This window comes from Thauera sp. ZXT1-4, assembly GCF_052598215.2.
Genome location: NZ_JBQWSN020000009.1, coordinates 118,106 through 133,748, shown reverse-complemented (window position 1 = coordinate 133,748; position 15,643 = coordinate 118,106). Strand labels below are relative to the sequence as shown.

General features: G+C 67.6%; 17 protein-coding genes and 1 other RNA gene. 10 read left to right on the top strand and 8 right to left on the bottom strand.

Going from position 1 to position 15,643, the window contains the following annotated elements:
- Positions 1 to 452 precede the first annotated feature (452 nt).
- The 4 genes from rnpB to rsmI all read right to left on the bottom strand — a co-directional run bounded on the left by rnpB (position 453) and on the right by rsmI (position 3,434).
- An RNA gene (rnpB, locus tag ACUH78_RS09515) (RNase P RNA component class A) lies at positions 453 to 926 on the bottom strand.
- Between the two features lie 53 nt (positions 927 to 979).
- Positions 980 to 1,414, bottom strand: coding sequence for a hypothetical protein (locus ACUH78_RS09510; protein WP_435750282.1), 435 nt, complete (start codon positions 1,412 to 1,414; stop codon positions 980 to 982).
- 1 nt (position 1,415) lies between these two features.
- Complete coding sequence (pyrC, locus tag ACUH78_RS09505; protein WP_435750281.1) at positions 1,416 to 2,456, bottom strand: dihydroorotase; 1,041 nt, start codon at positions 2,454 to 2,456, stop codon at positions 1,416 to 1,418.
- Between the two features lie 72 nt (positions 2,457 to 2,528).
- A complete protein-coding gene (gene rsmI / locus ACUH78_RS09500) occupies positions 2,529 to 3,434 on the bottom strand; it encodes a 16S rRNA (cytidine(1402)-2'-O)-methyltransferase (RefSeq protein WP_445333326.1) in 906 nt (301 codons plus the stop codon).
- On the opposite strand from rsmI, the gene ACUH78_RS09495 reads away from it, so the two are divergent.
- The 3 genes from ACUH78_RS09495 to ACUH78_RS09485 are packed head-to-tail and all read left to right on the top strand — an operon-like array spanning position 3,433 to position 5,182.
- Positions 3,433 to 3,876 carry a YraN family protein gene (locus ACUH78_RS09495; RefSeq protein WP_445333325.1) on the top strand — a complete coding sequence of 148 codons (444 nt, stop codon included), beginning with the start codon at positions 3,433 to 3,435 and terminating at the stop codon, positions 3,874 to 3,876. The two genes, rsmI and ACUH78_RS09495, sit on opposite strands and share 2 nt — an antisense overlap.
- Before the next feature lie 44 nt (positions 3,877 to 3,920).
- Positions 3,921 to 4,514 (top strand): SIS domain-containing protein, encoded by a 594-nt coding sequence (locus ACUH78_RS09490; protein WP_445333324.1) that lies wholly within the window; start codon positions 3,921 to 3,923, stop codon positions 4,512 to 4,514.
- Positions 4,514 to 5,182, top strand: a complete 669-nt coding sequence (locus ACUH78_RS09485; RefSeq protein WP_445333323.1) for a BON domain-containing protein — start codon at positions 4,514 to 4,516, stop codon at positions 5,180 to 5,182. The genes ACUH78_RS09490 and ACUH78_RS09485 overlap by 1 nt, the downstream gene beginning before the upstream one ends.
- A 73-nt stretch (positions 5,183 to 5,255) precedes the next feature.
- Here the strand turns inward: ACUH78_RS09485 and mpl are convergent, their stop codons facing one another.
- Positions 5,256 to 6,623, bottom strand: a complete 1,368-nt coding sequence (gene mpl / locus ACUH78_RS09480; RefSeq protein ID WP_445333322.1) for a UDP-N-acetylmuramate:L-alanyl-gamma-D-glutamyl-meso-diaminopimelate ligase — start codon at positions 6,621 to 6,623, stop codon at positions 5,256 to 5,258.
- 156 nt (positions 6,624 to 6,779) lie between these two features.
- Between mpl and ACUH78_RS09475 the strand changes: the two genes are divergently transcribed.
- From ACUH78_RS09475 to ACUH78_RS09455, 5 genes are all read left to right on the top strand, one after another.
- Positions 6,780 to 7,397 (top strand): hypothetical protein, encoded by a 618-nt coding sequence (locus ACUH78_RS09475; protein ID WP_445333321.1) that lies wholly within the window; start codon positions 6,780 to 6,782, stop codon positions 7,395 to 7,397.
- Positions 7,398 to 7,827: 430 nt separating this feature from the next.
- Positions 7,828 to 8,280, top strand: a complete 453-nt coding sequence (gene accB / locus ACUH78_RS09470) for an acetyl-CoA carboxylase biotin carboxyl carrier protein (RefSeq protein ID WP_435750279.1) — start codon at positions 7,828 to 7,830, stop codon at positions 8,278 to 8,280.
- Between the two features lie 11 nt (positions 8,281 to 8,291).
- Positions 8,292 to 9,650 (top strand): acetyl-CoA carboxylase biotin carboxylase subunit, encoded by a 1,359-nt coding sequence (accC, locus tag ACUH78_RS09465; RefSeq protein WP_435750278.1) that lies wholly within the window; start codon positions 8,292 to 8,294, stop codon positions 9,648 to 9,650.
- A gap of 6 nt (positions 9,651 to 9,656) precedes the next feature.
- Positions 9,657 to 10,559, top strand: coding sequence for a 50S ribosomal protein L11 methyltransferase (prmA, locus tag ACUH78_RS09460; RefSeq protein WP_445333320.1), 903 nt, complete (start codon positions 9,657 to 9,659; stop codon positions 10,557 to 10,559).
- Complete coding sequence (locus ACUH78_RS09455) at positions 10,556 to 11,776, top strand: DUF3426 domain-containing protein (RefSeq protein WP_445333319.1); 1,221 nt, start codon at positions 10,556 to 10,558, stop codon at positions 11,774 to 11,776. The genes prmA and ACUH78_RS09455 overlap by 4 nt, the downstream gene beginning before the upstream one ends.
- A 77-nt stretch (positions 11,777 to 11,853) precedes the next feature.
- Here the strand turns inward: ACUH78_RS09455 and ACUH78_RS09450 are convergent, their stop codons facing one another.
- From ACUH78_RS09450 to ACUH78_RS09440, 3 genes are all read right to left on the bottom strand, one after another.
- Positions 11,854 to 12,327 carry an outer membrane lipoprotein gene (locus tag ACUH78_RS09450; RefSeq protein ID WP_445333318.1) on the bottom strand — a complete coding sequence of 158 codons (474 nt, stop codon included), beginning with the start codon at positions 12,325 to 12,327 and terminating at the stop codon, positions 11,854 to 11,856.
- A complete protein-coding gene (locus ACUH78_RS09445; protein WP_445333317.1) occupies positions 12,321 to 13,256 on the bottom strand; it encodes a carbohydrate kinase family protein in 936 nt (311 codons plus the stop codon). Before ACUH78_RS09445 ends, ACUH78_RS09450 begins: the two co-directional genes overlap by 7 nt.
- Before the next feature lie 134 nt (positions 13,257 to 13,390).
- Positions 13,391 to 13,831, bottom strand: a complete 441-nt coding sequence (locus ACUH78_RS09440; protein ID WP_445333316.1) for an HIT family protein — start codon at positions 13,829 to 13,831, stop codon at positions 13,391 to 13,393.
- 113 nt (positions 13,832 to 13,944) lie between these two features.
- Between ACUH78_RS09440 and ACUH78_RS09435 the strand changes: the two genes are divergently transcribed.
- Both ACUH78_RS09435 and ACUH78_RS09430 read left to right on the top strand, forming a co-directional pair.
- The gene (locus ACUH78_RS09435; RefSeq protein WP_418364268.1) at positions 13,945 to 14,712 is read left to right on the top strand and encodes a GNAT family N-acetyltransferase; all 768 of its coding nucleotides are present in this window, start codon (positions 13,945 to 13,947) and stop codon (positions 14,710 to 14,712) included.
- Positions 14,713 to 14,750: 38 nt separating this feature from the next.
- Complete coding sequence (locus ACUH78_RS09430; protein ID WP_445333315.1) at positions 14,751 to 15,605, top strand: lysophospholipid acyltransferase family protein; 855 nt, start codon at positions 14,751 to 14,753, stop codon at positions 15,603 to 15,605.
- The last annotated feature ends 38 nt before the right edge of the window (positions 15,606 to 15,643 follow it).

The window sequence follows — 15,643 nt, the reverse complement described above, 5'->3', positions numbered from 1 at the left end:
TGGCGGCATCGGAAAAGCATCGACTCGACACTTTTTCCCACTTTTTTCCACTTGATCCCACTTTAGTGGAAAGGACTTGCATGGTCAAGGCAGCAACCCGGGAATCTCTTTGTGACACAATGACTTAACGCACAGCCGAAATCGTGCAATAAATCCTGCAAAATCAAAGGGGATGGAAAATGTGCTCGAGTTCGGCCTCAACCTGAACGCCGCGAAACCCCTGTGGGAGAAAGTGGGGCAGCAAGCCTGAAAACGGCGCTGGAGGAACGCGAAAAGGCTGCTCATGTGCACCGCGCGCAGCAGCGGGCCGCCCGCGCCGCGCGAGCGGCCAGGAATACGGCTATCGAAGTGGGAGTCGCCGAAGTGGGAGTCGCCGAAGCGGGAGTCGCCGAAGCGGGAGTCGCCGAAGCGGGAGTCGCCGAAGCGGGAATGACCAAGAAGCGGCGAGGGGTTTGGGAAGTTCGCCGATAAGCCGGGTTCTGTCGAACACGCCGGCGAGCCGGCAATGTCGGGCAGTCATTCCTCTGGGCGCCGTGTCGCCACGGCGCTCTAGCAGCCTACCCGGGAGCGACGCGAGCCACGCCAATGCTCCCCTATTTGGCCTTGCCCCGGATGGGGTTTGCCGTGCCAGTCCTGTTGCCAGTCCTGCGGTGAGCTCTTACCTGCCGGCACTTTCGCGCCGGCCCGCGCCGCGCTTGCGCACGCCGCGACACCGTTTCACCCTTGCCTGATCTCCATTGAAGAGCGAACTCTTCAATATGGACTTTTCCACCTTGCGGCGGCCGAGTCCGAGCCATCGGCGGTCTGCTCTCTGTTGCACTTTCCGTCGCCTCACGGCGCCCGGCCGTTAGCCGGCATCCTGCTCTGCGGGGCCCGGACTTTCCTCCACGCACAACGCGGTGCGCAGCGACTGCCTGGCGAACTTCCCGCGTGGATTATACGCAGGCGCGGCCCCGGGCGTGTGATCGAGATGCAGCGTTCAGTTTGCAGCCGGCGCAGCAACGAAGACCGGCTGGCCCTCCTTGAGCGCGAAGCTGCCCACCAAGGCGCCTGGCGGCTGGTTGCCAGGGTTGTCCCAGTCCTGCAGGCGACACTCTTCGGTGCCCGCCAGATACCAACGCGCACCCTGCTGCAAGGCCCACAGCATGTCGCCCGCCTGATAGACCCGCATTTCCACCAGCTCGGTCGAGCCCGGATGGATGCGGATACGCTTCTGACAAGCAGGCAGGCGGGAAACCACCACCGCCTGGCGAAGCTCGTCGTCCCAGAAGAACTTCTGCTCGCGCACCAGGATCAGCGCGTGCTGGCTGCCGTCGATCATGTATGCGGTGGCGCTGTTCTCACAGCCGGCGAGCACAGCCACCAGGCCGAGCGCGGCCAGTACACGGGTCAGAATCTTGCGGTTGGCACGCATCTCACGCTCCCTCGACGAGCTTCCACGCCACCTGCTCGCCAGCACGTAGCGGCACCAGCGGATCGGCGCCGAGGTAGGGATAGCTTGCGGGCACGCTCCACGGCTCTCGACGCAACGTAATCGTGCCTGCATTGGGCGGCAGGCCATAGAAGGCCGGTCCGTTCAGGCTGGCGAAGGCCTCCAGGCGCTCGAGCGCCCCCGCAGCCTCGAACACCTCGGCGTACAGTTCGATACCCGCATGCGCGGTGTAGCAGCCGGCGCAGCCGCAGGCGTTCTCCTTCGTGCTCTGCGCATGCGGCGCGGAGTCGGTGCCGAGGAAGAAACGGGGATTGCCCGAAGTCACCGCCGCCACCAGCGCCTCGCGATGCGTTTCTCGCTTGAGCACCGGGAGGCAGTAATGATGCGGCCGGATGCCACCCGCAAAGATCGCGTTGCGGTTGAGCAGAAGATGATGCGCAGTCACGGTCGCTCCGACATTGGCCCCCGCCGCGCGCACGAACTGTGCGGCCTCCGAGGTGGTGATGTGTTCGAACACCACCTTCAGCCCTGGGAAGCGTCGTACCAGCGGCGACAAGGTACGCTCGATGAACACGCGCTCGCGGTCGAACACATCCACCTCCGCGCCGGTCGCCTCACCATGCACGCACAGCACCATGCCCCGCTTCTCCATGCGCTCGAGCACCGGATAGATCCTGTCGATCGCCGTCACGCCTGCGTCGGAGTTGGTGGTCGCACCCGCCGGGTAGAGCTTGCAGGCGACGATGCGCCCACTGTCCTGCGCCCGGTCGATCTCGTCCGGATCGAGATTGTCGGTGAGGTACAGGCTCATCAGGGGCTCGAACGCCGCCCCCGGCACCGCCGCGAGGATGCGCTCGCGGTACGCCAGGGCCTGCGCAGTGCTCGTCACCGGCGGCTTGAGGTTGGGCATGATCAGTGCGCGGCCGAAGCGCGCCGCGGTGTGCGGCACGACGGCTTCGAGCGCGGCATCGTCCCGCACATGGAGGTGCCAGTCGTCGGGACGGACAAGAGTGATCGATTGCATTGCAATTCCTTGTTGGGTGGCCGAATTATAGGCTTTCGCGCGGACTTCCGGGCCATGGCCACCGGGCCATGGTCAACCGTCCTCGTCCACCTCATCACCCTCGCTGGCATCCGCGCGGCGCGCCAGCGCCAGCGCATACAGGGCCTTGCGCGGTGCGCCGCAGATGTCCGCAGCAAGCTGCGCCGCACTCTTCACCGGCAGGGCGGCCAGCAGCAGATCCAGCACGCGGATGGCCTCCGCATCCAGCCCTTCCGCGGCTGGCGCCCCCTCCACCACAAGTACGAACTCACCCCGAACGCGGTTGGGGTCGGCCGCGAACCAGGCCGGCGCATCCGCCAGCGCCAGGCGCACGATCTGTTCGTGCAGCTTGGTCATCTCCCGCGCGACGACGATCTCGCGCGCACCTCCAAAGGCCGCCACCATGTCCGTCACCGACTCCACGACACGATGCGGCGCCTCATAGAACACCAGCGTCGCACGCTCGTCCCGCAATACCGACAGGGCGCTCGCGCGCGCCGCCGGACGAGCGGGCAGGAAGCCCACGAAACGGAAGCCCCCCTCCGCAAAACCCGACACCGAGAGCGCGGCAACCGCAGCGCATGCTCCGGGCAAGGGCACCACGGGGTGGCCTGCCGCCCGCACCCGTGCCACCAGCCGCGCCCCTGGATCCGAAACCGCCGGCGTTCCGGCATCGCTCACCAGCGCCACATGCTGCCCGGCGGCAAGCCGATCGATCAGTTGCCCAGCGGCCGCCTGCTCGTTGTGCTGATGCACCGCCATGGTACGCACGCGCAGACCAAACGCATCGAGCAGGCGCTGGGTGTGGCGCGTGTCCTCGGCCGCCACGACATCGACCGCCCCCAGGACCGCAAGCGAACGCAGGCTGATGTCATGAAGATTCCCGAGCGGCGTCGCCACCACATACAATGACGGCGTACTTGAAAGCGGGCGTTCGGGCAGGGAGATGGAGGCAGGCATGAGCGGAACGAAAGATCTCTGGCAAGGGACCAGCGGCCATCAGGGCCGCACACGGACGGACAGTATCGACGCACGCCGAACCCCCGCGCAAGCGCGCGGCGCCGCTGCGGAAGCGCTTGCCGCCGCCCATCTCGAGCGCAACGGTCTGCGTGTGCTGGCGCGCAACGTGCGCTGCCGCGGCGGCGAGGTGGACCTCATCTGCGCGGAACACGGCGAGGTGGTGTTCGTCGAGGTCCGTTTGCGCAGCAGCGGCCGCTTTGGCGGGGCCGCTTCGAGCATCACCGCCGCCAAACGGCGGCGCGTACTGATTGCGGCGCAGTGGTGGCTGGGCGGCGCCGGGCGCCATCAGCGGGGCGCACCCTGCCGCTTCGACGCCGTGCTGCTCGACGCGCTCGACCCCGCCCGAATCACCTGGTTACGCGGCGCCTTCGATGCCAGCTGAAGCGGCGTGCTAGACTCCGTCGCCCTGTACGCAAGGCCATGGGCATGAACCTCATCGACCGCATCTCGCATCAGTTCGAAGACAACATGCGCAGCACGCTCGAGGCGCTCGAGCTGCTTGCGGCGCCGATCGCCGGCGCGGTTGAGCTGATCACCGCCTGTCTGCTCGAGAACGGCAAGGTGATGGTCTGCGGCGGCAGCGGCTCGGCAGGCGACGCACGCCGCTTCGCCGCGCACCTCGTCAACGGATTCGAGCTCGAGCGCCCGGCGCTCGCGGCGATGGCGCTCAGCGCGGACGCGTCCACCCTCGCGCCCGGTACCGCCGGGATCGACCCGCAGGCGCTCTTCGAGCGCCAGATTGCTGCCTTCGGCCACCCGGGCGACCTGCTCGTTGCGCTATCGCACAGCGGCGACAGCGCGCGCGTCCTCGGCGCCATCCAGGCCGCACACGAACGCGACATGCGCGTCATCGCACTCACCGGGGCCCAGGCCACGGCGATCGCAGAAATCCTGACCCCTGCCGACATCCTGCTCGACGTACCCGCCACACGCACCGCGCGCATCCAGGAACTGCACTTGCTCATTCTGCACTGCCTGTGCGACGGTATCGACTGTGTCTTACTCGGAGAAGAAGACTGATGAATACATCCCTCACCCCGCAGCCCACCCTCGACAAGGACACGCCGCACATCGGCCGGCGCCGGATCCTTCTCGCCCTTGGCGTTGCGGCCCTGCCGCTGCTCCAGGGCTGCTTCCCAGTGGTCGCCACCGGCGTCGGCGCCGGCGCCGCCATGGTTGCCGATCGGCGCACGAGCGGCACCTACGTCGAGGACGAAGGCATCGAGTGGAAGGTGTCTGCGCGCATCCGCGAGCGACTCGGCGACATGGCACACGTGAACGTGACCTCGTACAACCGCAACGTGCTGCTCACCGGCGAGGCGCCGAGCGAGAACATGCGCGCGCAGCTCAATGAAGTCGTGGCCGCGGTCGAGAACGTACGCGGCGTCGTCAACGAAGTCGTGGTTGGTCCGAATTCCACGCTCTCCGCGCGGGCCAACGACACCCTGATCACCTCCAACGTCAAGGCCCGCTTCGTGGATGCACAGCGCTTCTCGGCGCACAGCGTGAAGGTCGTGACCGAGGCGAACGTCGTGTTCCTGCTCGGCATCGTCACCCGCGCCGAGGCCGATGCGGCCGCAGAGATCGCCCGCACCAGCAAGGGGGTACGCAAGGTCGTGCGCGTGTTCGAGTACATCAGCGAAGAAGAAGCCCGCCGCCGCGACAACCCCACCAACGCGAAGCGCTGAGCGGCACCTCCGGCCGCGCCCACGCAGGGCGCTGGCCGGGCGGCAGCAGCCGGCGGCCTCCCGGCCGCAGGGCTCAGGCGGCTGCGTTCGGCGCGCGCGCGGCGAGCGCATCCAGCAGTTTCTGATGCACCCCGCCGAAGCCGCCGTTGCTCATCACCAGCACGTGGTCTCCGCCCCGGGCGGCAGCGACCACGTCGTCCACCAGGCGTTCGAGCGCCACATACGTCCGTGCCCGCTCCCCCAGCGGCTCGAGTGCGGCCGCAACGTCCCAGTCCAGCCCTTGGGCGTAGCAGAACACCGCGTCGGCCGCCTCGAGGCTGGCGGGAAGCTGCGCCTTCATGGTGCCCATCTTCATGGTATTGGAGCGCGGCTCCAGCACGGCGAGGATACGTCCCCCGGGCTCGCGGCGGCGCAAACCCTCCACCGTCAGCGCGATCGCCGTCGGGTGATGCGCGAAGTCGTCGTACACGCGCACGCCCACCACCGTTCCGCGCAGTTCCAGCCTGCGTCGGATGCCCGCGAAGCGCGCGAGGCTGGCGATCGCCTGGGCCGGGGCGACCCCCACATGACGCGCCGCAGCGACCGCGGCCAGGGCGTTCTCGCGGTTATGGCTGCCGGCCAGCGGCAGTTCCGCCCGTCCCTGCTCCGTCCCGGCGAGCGCGAACACTGCCTCGGCATCACACGCCCCCGCGTGCGCGGTCCACTGCGCGGGGTCGTTGAACCACTCCAGCTCCGACCAGCAACCGCGCCCGATCACACGCTTCAGGCTGTCCTCACGCGCATTCGCCACGATGCGACCGGAGGCGGGAATGGTCCGCACCAGATGATGGAACTGGGTCTCGATAGCCGCCAGGTCGGCGAAAATATCGGCATGGTCGAACTCGAGATTGTTCAGGATCGCGGTGCGCGGCCGGTAATGCACGAACTTCGAGCGCTTGTCGCAGAAGGCAGTGTCGTACTCGTCCGCCTCGATGACGAAGAAGGGCGATTCCGTGAGGCGCGCCGACACGCCAAAATTCTGCGGCACGCCGCCCACGAGAAAGCCCGGGTTCAGCCCCGCATCCTCAAGCATCCAGGCCAGCAGCGAGGTGGTGGTCGTCTTGCCGTGGGTTCCGGCCACCGCCAGCACCCAGCGTCCGGCGAGCACATGCTCGGCCAGCCATTGCGGGCCGGAGACGTAGGGCAGGCCGCGGTCGAGGATCGCCTCGAGCAAGGGATTGCCGCGCGAGACGGCATTGCCCACGACGAATACATCGGCCGCCAGATCGACCTGGGCGGCATCGTAGCCTTCGATCAGGGTGATACCCTGCGCCTCGAGCTGGGTGCTCATGGGCGGGTATACATTGGCGTCGCATCCAGTGACCTTGTGGCCGGCCGCACGCGCCAGCAGCGCGACGCCGCCCATGAAGGTGCCGCAGATACCGAGGATGTGGAGATGCATGGCGAAGTCGCTCCGAGGATGCCGCGAGCGCGCCGCAAGAGCGCGCCGGAAGGGTTGCGAGGCGTTGCGAGGAGGTCGGCGCCGCGCGACACGGGGCGGTCATGAAGCTGCAATCCGCCCGTGTACAATGGACGCGCATTCTACCCGAGCCCGACCATGCCCTCACACGCCCAATCCCTACGCAGTGGCGGCCTGCGGCGCGAGATCGCCGCGCTGGCCGCGCGCATGATGGCCGAAGACGGCATCAGCGACTTCGGCTTCGCCAAACGCAAGGCCGCCAAGCAGTTGGGCGCGACCGACCTGGACGCGCTCCCCAACAACAGCGAGGTCGAAGCCGAACTGCGCGCATGGCTGGCGCTCTACCAGGACGAGGAGCAGCCCGAGCGCCTGTTCGAGATGCGCAGCGCCGCCGTCGAAGTGATGCGCCTGCTTGCGGACTTCCGCCCCTATCTGACCGGCGGCGCACTCGACGGCACCGCGGGGCGCTACTCCGAACTGGAGATCGAGATCTTTCCGGAAAGCACGAAGGACGTGGAGATCTTCTTCCTCAACCAGGACTTCCCCTACGAACACCGCGAGCCGAGACGGCCCGCACCGCATGCACCCGAGGCCGTGCTGAGCTTCGATTGGGGAGAGGTGCCGGTGAAGGTCTCCATCTACCCCTCGTCTGCCGAGCGCAGCCCGCGCCGCGGCCAGGATCGCGCACGGCTCGCCCAGGTCGAGGCGCTGCTCACGGATGGGCTCGCCGCGGACACGCCGCCCGCCCCCCTCTGATCCGCCCTTGCGCGCGCTTCGTGCGTCATCGTTCCGGTGTGTCGCCCCGCCCCGTTGCGGACGTGCGACCGCGCGGGATCGCTTGCGATGGACGAGACTCGGGCGCACAATCCGCGCACAAAAAAACTCGTGCCGCACTTGATGAGCCTGCGCAAACCGGCACCCAACGTGGACAAAATGCCGCGAAATGCGTCAAACTTGCAGGCATGAAGCACGCAAAACAAAAAATGCGGCCACCCCCACAGCGTTGAAGGGCTCGCCCTCAGGCACGCACTGCGACAGATGGCGACGCCGCCGTCTTGGCACGTCATGCTTCGCCCCGCGTCGGCTCATCGACGCCCCCGGCCCGCCGCAAACCGACGGGCCCGCGAATACCAGTCACCCCAGGCCGTCAAGCACACTTCACTGACGGTCGCGTCCGGAGAACATCATGGATCTGCGCAAGCTGAAGAAACTCATCGACCTCGTCCAGGAGTCGGGCATCGCCGAACTCGAGGTCACCGAAGGCGAGGAAAAAGTCCGTATCGCCAAGCACAGTCCGGCAGCACCGACCACCTATTACGCCCAGCTTCCCGCTTCGGCGCCCGCACCGGCCGCGCTGGTGGCGGGTGACGCGCCGGCCGCCCACGTCAGCAGTGCGCTCCCCAGCGGCCACATCGTCAAGTCACCCATGGTCGGCACCTTCTATCGCGCCAGTTCGCCAGGCGCCAAGCCCCTGGTCGAGATCGGCCAGTCGGTCTCCGAAGGCGACCGACTGTGCATCATCGAAGCGATGAAGCTGATGAACGAAATCGAGGCTGACGCGGCCGGCGTCATCAAGGCCATCCTGGTCGAGAACGGCGAGCCGGTCGAGTACGGCCAGCCCCTGTTCGTCATCGACTGAGCGCGCGCACGATGTTCGAGAAGATCCTGATCGCCAACCGCGGAGAGATCGCCCTGCGGATCCTGCGCGCATGCCGCGAGCTCGGCATCAAGACCGTGGCGGTGCACTCGGAGGCGGACACCGACGCCAAGTACGTCCGTCTCGCCGACGAGTCGGTGTGCATCGGCCCACCGCCCTCGCTGCAGAGCTACCTGAATGTGCCGGCCATCATCTCGGCTGCCGAGGTGACCGACGCCGAGGCCATCCACCCCGGCTACGGCTTCCTGTCCGAGAACGCCGACTTCGGCGAACGCGTCGAGCAGTCCGGCTTCGTCTTCATCGGGCCGCGCCCCGAGACCATCCGTCTGATGGGCGACAAGGTTTCAGCCAAGGACGCGATGAAGGCCGCCGGCGTGCCCTGCGTACCCGGCTCCGACGGCGCCCTGCCCGACGACCCGAAAGAGATCGTCAAGATCGCGCGCGCGATCGGCTACCCGGTCATCATCAAGGCGGCCGGCGGCGGCGGCGGCCGCGGCATGCGCGTGGTGCACACCGAAGCCGCCCTGCTCAACGCGGTGACCACCACGCGCACCGAAGCCCAGGCCGCGTTCAACAACCCGGTCGTGTACATGGAGAAGTTCCTCGAGAACCCGCGCCATGTCGAGATCCAGGTACTGGCCGACCAGCACGGCAACGCCGTGTATCTAGGCGAACGCGACTGCTCGATGCAGCGCCGCCACCAGAAGGTCATCGAGGAGGCGCCCGCGCCGGGCATCGACCGCAAGGCAATCGCCGCCGTGGGCGAGCGTTGCGCCGAAGCCTGCCGCAAGATCGGCTACCGTGGCGCCGGCACCTTCGAGTTCCTGTTCGAGAACGGTGAGTTCTACTTCATCGAGATGAACACCCGCGTGCAGGTCGAGCACCCGGTCACCGAACTCATCACCGGCATCGACATCGTGCAGGCGCAGATCCGTATCGCTGCCGGCGAAAAGCTGTGGTTCCGCCAGCGCGACATCGCGTTCCGCGGACACGCCATCGAGTGCCGCATCAACGCCGAGGATCCGTTCAAATTCACGCCCTCGCCGGGTCGCATCACCAACTGGCATACCCCGGGCGGCCCCGGCGTGCGTGTGGACTCGCACGTCTATAACGGTTACACGGTGCCGCCGCACTACGACTCGATGATCGGCAAGCTGATCACCTACGGCGATACGCGTGACCAGGCGATCCGGCGCATGCGCATCGCGCTGTCGGAGATGATGGTCGAGGGCATCAAGACCAACGTCCCGCTGCACCAGACGCTGATGCTCGACCCGCGCTTCGTCGAGGGCGGCACCAGCATCCACTACCTCGAGCACAAGCTCGCCGACCGCAACGAAGTCCAGGGCTGACACACGATGTGGATCTCGGTCACCCTGCAGGCCGACGCCGACAAGGCCGAAGCACTCTCCGATGCCTTGATGGAGGCGGGCGCTCTGTCCGTCTCCATCGAGGATGCCGACGCCGGGACCGAGGCCGAGACGCCGCAGTTCGGCGAACCCGGCCATCTGCCCACCAGCCTGTGGGCGCACAGCAAGGTGATCGCGCTGTTCGACGGCGACACCGGCGGCGAGACGCTCGCCGCCATGTTGGGCGAGGCGGCGAGCGCAGCGGGCTTCGCGGCCGTGCCGCCGTTCTCGACCGAAACCGTGGCCGAACAGAACTGGGTGCAGCTCACCCAGAGCCAGTTCGACCCGATCCGCATCACCGATCGCATGTGGATCGTGCCCTCGTGGCATGAGGCGCCGGACGCAGATGCAATCAACATCGAGCTCGACCCGGGCATGGCCTTCGGCACCGGCTCGCACCCCACCACCCGGCTGTGCCTGGAATGGCTGTGCGACACCGTTACGCCCGGCTGCAGCGTACTCGACTACGGCTGCGGCTCGGGCATCCTCGGCATCGCGGCGGCACGCTTGGGCGCAGGCGACGTGCTCGGGATCGATATCGACGAGAAGGCGGTCGAGGCTGCGCGGGACAACGCCGAGCGCAACCGGGTGCGGCTGCGGCTGCAGCACTCCGCACAGCCCACCGGCGAGACCTTCGAGTGCGTCGTGGCGAACATCCTCACCAACCCGCTGTGCGTACTCGCCCCGGCGATCGCGGCACGCGTCGCACCGGGCGGTCAGGTCGCACTGTCCGGCGTGCTGGAGAGCCAGGCCGAGCAGGTCATCGAGGCCTGGGCGCCATTCATCACCCTGCGGGCCGGCGCCACGCTCGAGGGCTGGGTGAGACTGGAAGGGCACCGCCCGGGGCCATGATGCTCACGCGCTGCCCTGCCTGCCAGACCGTGTTCCGGCTTCGCCCGGAACAGCTGGACGCACGAGGCGGCGAAGTCCGCTGCGGGCACTGCTTCCATCCCTTCAACGCGCGCGCACACGCCTTCGAGCCACCCCCAGAAACCAAAAGGGCGGAAGCTCCTGCTGCTGCCAGACAGCCCCCCCCGCCGGTTCAGGCGCAGTCCTCACAGGACGCGCCAGCGGCGCCCGTGTCGCTGACGACACTGGATTTCGACATCCCGGGCAGCCCATTCGATGCGGTGCAGGGCACGCCGCCCCCAGCGCCCTTCGATGAAGCCGGCCTCGCGCCCCCTGTGACCGAGTTCGAACTCGCTCCACCAGCCCGAACGGAACAGGCTGCGCCGCATTTCCCCGAGGTAGTGCGCCATGTACGGCGCGCCACGAACAACGATTCGGACGCAGCGCTCGACGATGCCCTCCGCGGCCGTCCGTCCACTCAACCGTCGCCGGCAGAAGCACCGCTGCCTGCATTCGACCGCAGCCAGCACCCGACGGCCGCGGACAGCACGGGGGCCTTCTCAAGCACACGAGCCATCGCCATACCAGAGCCTTCCGAGGCCCCCGCTTCCCCCGAGCCCCCCACTGCGGTCCGGGCGGCGTCGATGGCACAGCGCGAAGCGGATCGATCCGAACCGGATTCCGCAGAACCCGACCTCGCTCGCCTGGATGCCACCTACGGGCGACCGACGCAGGCCCGGAGCCCACTGGCGAATGCCCTGGGCCGCGTACTGGTGCTGCTGATGGCGATTGGCCTGGGCGCCCAGGCCGTCTACCTGTACCGGACCGACATCGCACGCGAACTTCCCGGCCTGCGCCCGGTGCTGGAGCAGGCCTGCGCGCACATCGGCTGCATCGTTCCCTACCCGCGCGACGCAGAGCAGATCGCCATCGAGGCATCCGACCTGCAAGCCGAGCCTGGAAAGCCCGGGTACTACGTGCTCCGCGCAACGCTCAACAACCGCGCCCAGTACGCGCAGCAATGGCCCCATCTCGAACTGACGCTGACCGATGCCGGCGACAACCCGATCTCACGCCGCGTGCTCGCGCCCGCGGAGTGGCTGACGGAGACTCGCAGCGCGCCGGCCTTCGCCGCACGCAGGCTGGTCGACCTGCGCATTCCCTTCGAAACGACCGGAATCGCCCCCACCGGCTATCGCATCTACGCCTTCTACCCCTGAACGGCGCGTAAACGCAGCCAGGGCCCCGCAAGGCCCCGGCCGGATAAGACCACGACGCCATCAAGCGGACGAAGGCGTCAGCGCGACACCCGCGTCGTTCCGCCATCCCGCAACACGCGCACCCGCTCACCTGCCCGGAAGCGCTCGCCTTCATCGGCCTGCACTACAGCGAGAAACTGCCCATTGTCGAGGCGCACCGTCACTTCCACGCCCGGCGTGCGCGTCGCGCCTTCCTCAACCGCCGCGCCCGCGACACCGCCCACGACCGCACCGATCACCGTAGCTACCGCCTGTCCCCGGCCGCCGCCGATCGTGCTGCCCGCGATGCCGCCGACCGCAGCGCCCGCCACCGAGCCCACCGGCGTCTTCGTGCCTTCGAGTTGCACCGCGCGCACGGACTCGATCGTACCGAACTGCACGGTCATGGCACGCCGTGCCTCCGTGCGCGAATACGTCCCGCCCCCCAGCCCCTGCGCACAACCACCGAGAACCAGGACCGCCAGCATCGCACCGGCTGCCGCCTGCATCTTCATGCCCTTTCGACTCACCATAGCACCTCCCCGAAGGCCGCGCGGAAGCGGGAACCGATCTCCGTCCGCGTGGGTTGATGATTCTGTCCGCCGCGATGGGCGATCTTGATCGCCCCCATGACTGCTGCCAGACGCGCGCTCTTGACCATGTCCCAGCCGCTGGCAATGCCGTGCAGCAGACCTGCACGATAGGCATCCCCGCAGCCGGTGGGATCGACGACCGCATCGGCCTGCACCGCGGGAACGACATGGCGCTCGCCCCTCCAGTACAGGCGCGACCCTTCGGCACCCAAGGTCACGACCAGCGCCTCGACCTCACGCGCGAGTTCCTCCTCGCTGCGTCCGGTCTTGTCGCACATCAGGCGGGCCTCGTAGTCATTGACCGTACAGTAGCGCGCCTGTTGCAGGCATTTCAGTAACGCCTCGCTACCGAGGATCGGAAGCGCCTGGCCGGGATCGAACACGAAGGGCACGCCCGCCGCAGCGAATCCGTCGGCGTGGCGCAGCATGCCGTCCGCGCCATCGGGCGAGACGATGCCCAGGGTCGCCCCCTTCGCCTCGCGAACATCGTTGAGGTGGGAGTGGAACATCGCCCCCGGGTGAAATGCAGTGATCTGGTTGTCGTCGAGATCGGTGGTGATGAAGGCCTGCGCCGTGAAGGTCCCCGGCACCTCGCGCACGAAGTCCTCGCGCAGGCCAAGCGCACGCATGCGCGCACGGTAAGGACCGGCATCCTCACCCACGGTCGCCACAATTCTTGGATCGCTGCCCAGCAACTTCAGGTTGTAGGCGATGTTGCCTGCGCAGCCGCCGAACTCCCTGCGCATGTCGGGCACCAGAAAGGAAACGTTCAGGATGTGGATCTGCTCAGGGAGGATGTGGTTCTTGAAGCGGTCATGAAAGACCATGATCGAGTCGTAGGCGACCGATCCACAGACGAGGATGGACATGGGCGGGAGGGCCGAGAGGATCGAAACCGCGATTATACGCAGCCCGCCCCTTGCCGCCCCGCCCCTGCCGCGCTCCCACGCGAACAGCCCATGCCGACGCAGCCGCGCGGAGCCAGCTCGCAGCCGTGCCGCACTCAGTCTCCGTCGGCGAGTGCGGTCCTGAGCTTCTCCGCCATCGCCTCCAGCGCCTCGCGCGGCGGATTCTTCACCGGCCAGGCCAGTTCCATGCCGTCCCCCTCCCAGCGCGGGAGCACATGGATGTGGAAATGGAACATGGTCTGCGCACCCGCCTTCTCGTTGGCCTGGAGCAGGGTCACACCCTGGCAGCCGGTGGCACGCTTGACCACGCGCGCCATGCGCGCGGCGGTGCGAAAAACCGCTCCAGCCAGTTCATCGTCGAGCGCATAGACGTTCGCCCGGTGCGGCTTGACGAGCACAAGCATGTGCCCCGGATTGACCGACTGGATATCCATGATCGCCAGCGTATGCGCATCCTCGTACACCTTCGCGGCAGGCAACTCACCGCGGACGATGCGGCAGAAAACACAGTTCTCGTCGTGATCGCTCACTGTCATGCCCAGGCAACTCCTTGTCGTTCATGGTCGTCACCCCATCGTAACGGGCACGTCAACGCGTCGCAACACAGGCTTTCGAGAATGGTCCGACCCGAACAGGACGGAAGGACACCATGCTCCAGCACATCCAGCCCCGCCAGGAAAGCCCGGCGCGCGCGCCGCGACGCCTGAACGTCAGCCTTGCAAGCTGCGAGACCGAAATCCTCGAGGCCCAGCGGCTGCGCTACCGAGTCTTCTCTGAGGAGATGGGGGCACGCCTGCCGACCCGCACACCCGGCGTCGACCGCGACATCTACGACCCCTTCTGCGAGCATCTCATCGTGCGCGACGAGGCGGCTGGACGCATCGTCGGCACCTACCGCATCCTCTCGCCCTCCGCGGCGCGGCGCGTGGGCGGCTACTATTCGGAGAACGAATTCGACCTGACCCGCCTGCAGCATCTGCGCAGCCGTCTGGTCGAGATCGGGCGCTCGTGCATCGACGCGGAGTATCGCAGCGGCGCCGTGATCGCACTGCTGTGGTCCGGACTCGCCCGCTACATGCTGGAGAACGGCTACGACTACCTCATCGGCTGCGCATCGATCGCCATGGGGGACGGCGGCCACCGCGCGGCCAGCCTGTATAATCGGCTCGGCCAGGCGCATATGGCGCCACTCGAATACCACGTGTTTCCGCGCAATCCGCTGCCGCTCGACAAGCTGCGTGGCGATCTCGAGGTCGACGCGCCCCCGCTCATCAAGGGCTACCTGCGTGCAGGCGCCTGGATCTGCGGCGCGCCGGCCTGGGACCCTGACTTCAACACCGCCGACCTGCCCATCCTGATGCCCGTCGGGCGGTTCGACGAGCGCTATGCGCGCCACTTCATGGGACGCAAGGACTGAAGACACCACTCCGATCTCCTCCCGACCACACGTCCGCGATGACCACGAACGCCTGCACAGCACCTACCCGCTCGCCCGGCGCCATGGGCTCGGGCGAGGATGCGCGAGACCTCCGCGAAGCCTCCCCGAACGGACGGGAGGCCACCACACCTCGCCTGCTTCGCGCCTGGCGCTATACGCACCTCGCTCTGCTCCTTGCCCGGGGCGTGGCGACCGTCGCGCTGCGTTACCCCTTCTGCAGCGCAGCGCGACGCAGAGCGCTGCGCCAGTGCTGGTCGGCACGCATCCTGGAAGTTCTCGGCATCCGCCTCGAGCATCGTGGCAGCCCAATCGCCCCGGGCTGCATGCTGATCGCGAACCACATCTCCTGGGTGGATATCTTCGTGATCAACGCACTCGCGCCCGCAGCCTTCGTTTCCAAGGCCGAAGTGCGCGACTGGCCGGTGATCGGCTGGCTCGCCGCCCGCAACGACACCATCTTCCTGCGCCGGGGCAGCCGTGGTCACGCCCGCATCATCAATGCCGAAACCGCGGCGCTACTCGACACTGGCAACAACGTGGCGATCTTCCCGGAAGGCACGACCACGGACGGCGGCACGCTGCTGCACTTCCATGCGGCGCTGCTGCAGCCGGCAATCGCCTGCGGCCATGCGGTGCAGACGCTGGCCCTGCAGTACCGCACGCCCGAAGACCGCTTCAGCAGCGCGCCAGCGTATATCGGCGAGATGAGCCTCGGTGCGTGTGTGGCGAACATCGTCGCCCGGCGCAAGACCCTCGCCCGCATCACGGTGGCCGAGCCGATCGCCACCACGGACGGTACCGATCGCCGCGTCCTTGCCGTCCGCGCGCGCAGTGAGATCGCCGCTGCGATCGGCGTCGAACTGCCCGACTGAGGCCGCTGGAGTGCCGCGCACGAGCGCCTTCAAATCGC

Excerpts from the sequence above, each read along its gene's own strand:
- ACUH78_RS09510 (WP_435750282.1), bottom strand. The coding sequence starts at position 1,414 with ATGCGTGCCAACCGCAAGATTCTGACCCGTGTACTGGCCGCGCTCGGC.
- pyrC (WP_435750281.1), bottom strand. The coding sequence starts at position 2,456 with ATGCAATCGATCACTCTTGTCCGTCCCGACGACTGGCACCTCCATGTG.
- ACUH78_RS09495 (WP_445333325.1), top strand. The coding sequence starts at position 3,433 with ATGAGCGGAACGAAAGATCTCTGGCAAGGGACCAGCGGCCATCAGGGC.
- rsmI (WP_445333326.1), bottom strand. The coding sequence starts at position 3,434 with ATGCCTGCCTCCATCTCCCTGCCCGAACGCCCGCTTTCAAGTACGCCG.
- ACUH78_RS09490 (WP_445333324.1), top strand. The coding sequence starts at position 3,921 with ATGAACCTCATCGACCGCATCTCGCATCAGTTCGAAGACAACATGCGC.
- ACUH78_RS09485 (WP_445333323.1), top strand. The coding sequence starts at position 4,514 with ATGAATACATCCCTCACCCCGCAGCCCACCCTCGACAAGGACACGCCG.
- mpl (WP_445333322.1), bottom strand. The coding sequence starts at position 6,623 with ATGCATCTCCACATCCTCGGTATCTGCGGCACCTTCATGGGCGGCGTC.
- ACUH78_RS09475 (WP_445333321.1), top strand. The coding sequence starts at position 6,780 with ATGCCCTCACACGCCCAATCCCTACGCAGTGGCGGCCTGCGGCGCGAG.
- accB (WP_435750279.1), top strand. The coding sequence starts at position 7,828 with ATGGATCTGCGCAAGCTGAAGAAACTCATCGACCTCGTCCAGGAGTCG.
- accC (WP_435750278.1), top strand. The coding sequence starts at position 8,292 with ATGTTCGAGAAGATCCTGATCGCCAACCGCGGAGAGATCGCCCTGCGG.
- prmA (WP_445333320.1), top strand. The coding sequence starts at position 9,657 with ATGTGGATCTCGGTCACCCTGCAGGCCGACGCCGACAAGGCCGAAGCA.
- ACUH78_RS09455 (WP_445333319.1), top strand. The coding sequence starts at position 10,556 with ATGATGCTCACGCGCTGCCCTGCCTGCCAGACCGTGTTCCGGCTTCGC.
- ACUH78_RS09450 (WP_445333318.1), bottom strand. The coding sequence starts at position 12,327 with ATGGTGAGTCGAAAGGGCATGAAGATGCAGGCGGCAGCCGGTGCGATG.
- ACUH78_RS09445 (WP_445333317.1), bottom strand. The coding sequence starts at position 13,256 with ATGTCCATCCTCGTCTGTGGATCGGTCGCCTACGACTCGATCATGGTC.
- ACUH78_RS09440 (WP_445333316.1), bottom strand. The coding sequence starts at position 13,831 with ATGACAGTGAGCGATCACGACGAGAACTGTGTTTTCTGCCGCATCGTC.
- ACUH78_RS09435 (WP_418364268.1), top strand. The coding sequence starts at position 13,945 with ATGCTCCAGCACATCCAGCCCCGCCAGGAAAGCCCGGCGCGCGCGCCG.
- ACUH78_RS09430 (WP_445333315.1), top strand. The coding sequence starts at position 14,751 with ATGACCACGAACGCCTGCACAGCACCTACCCGCTCGCCCGGCGCCATG.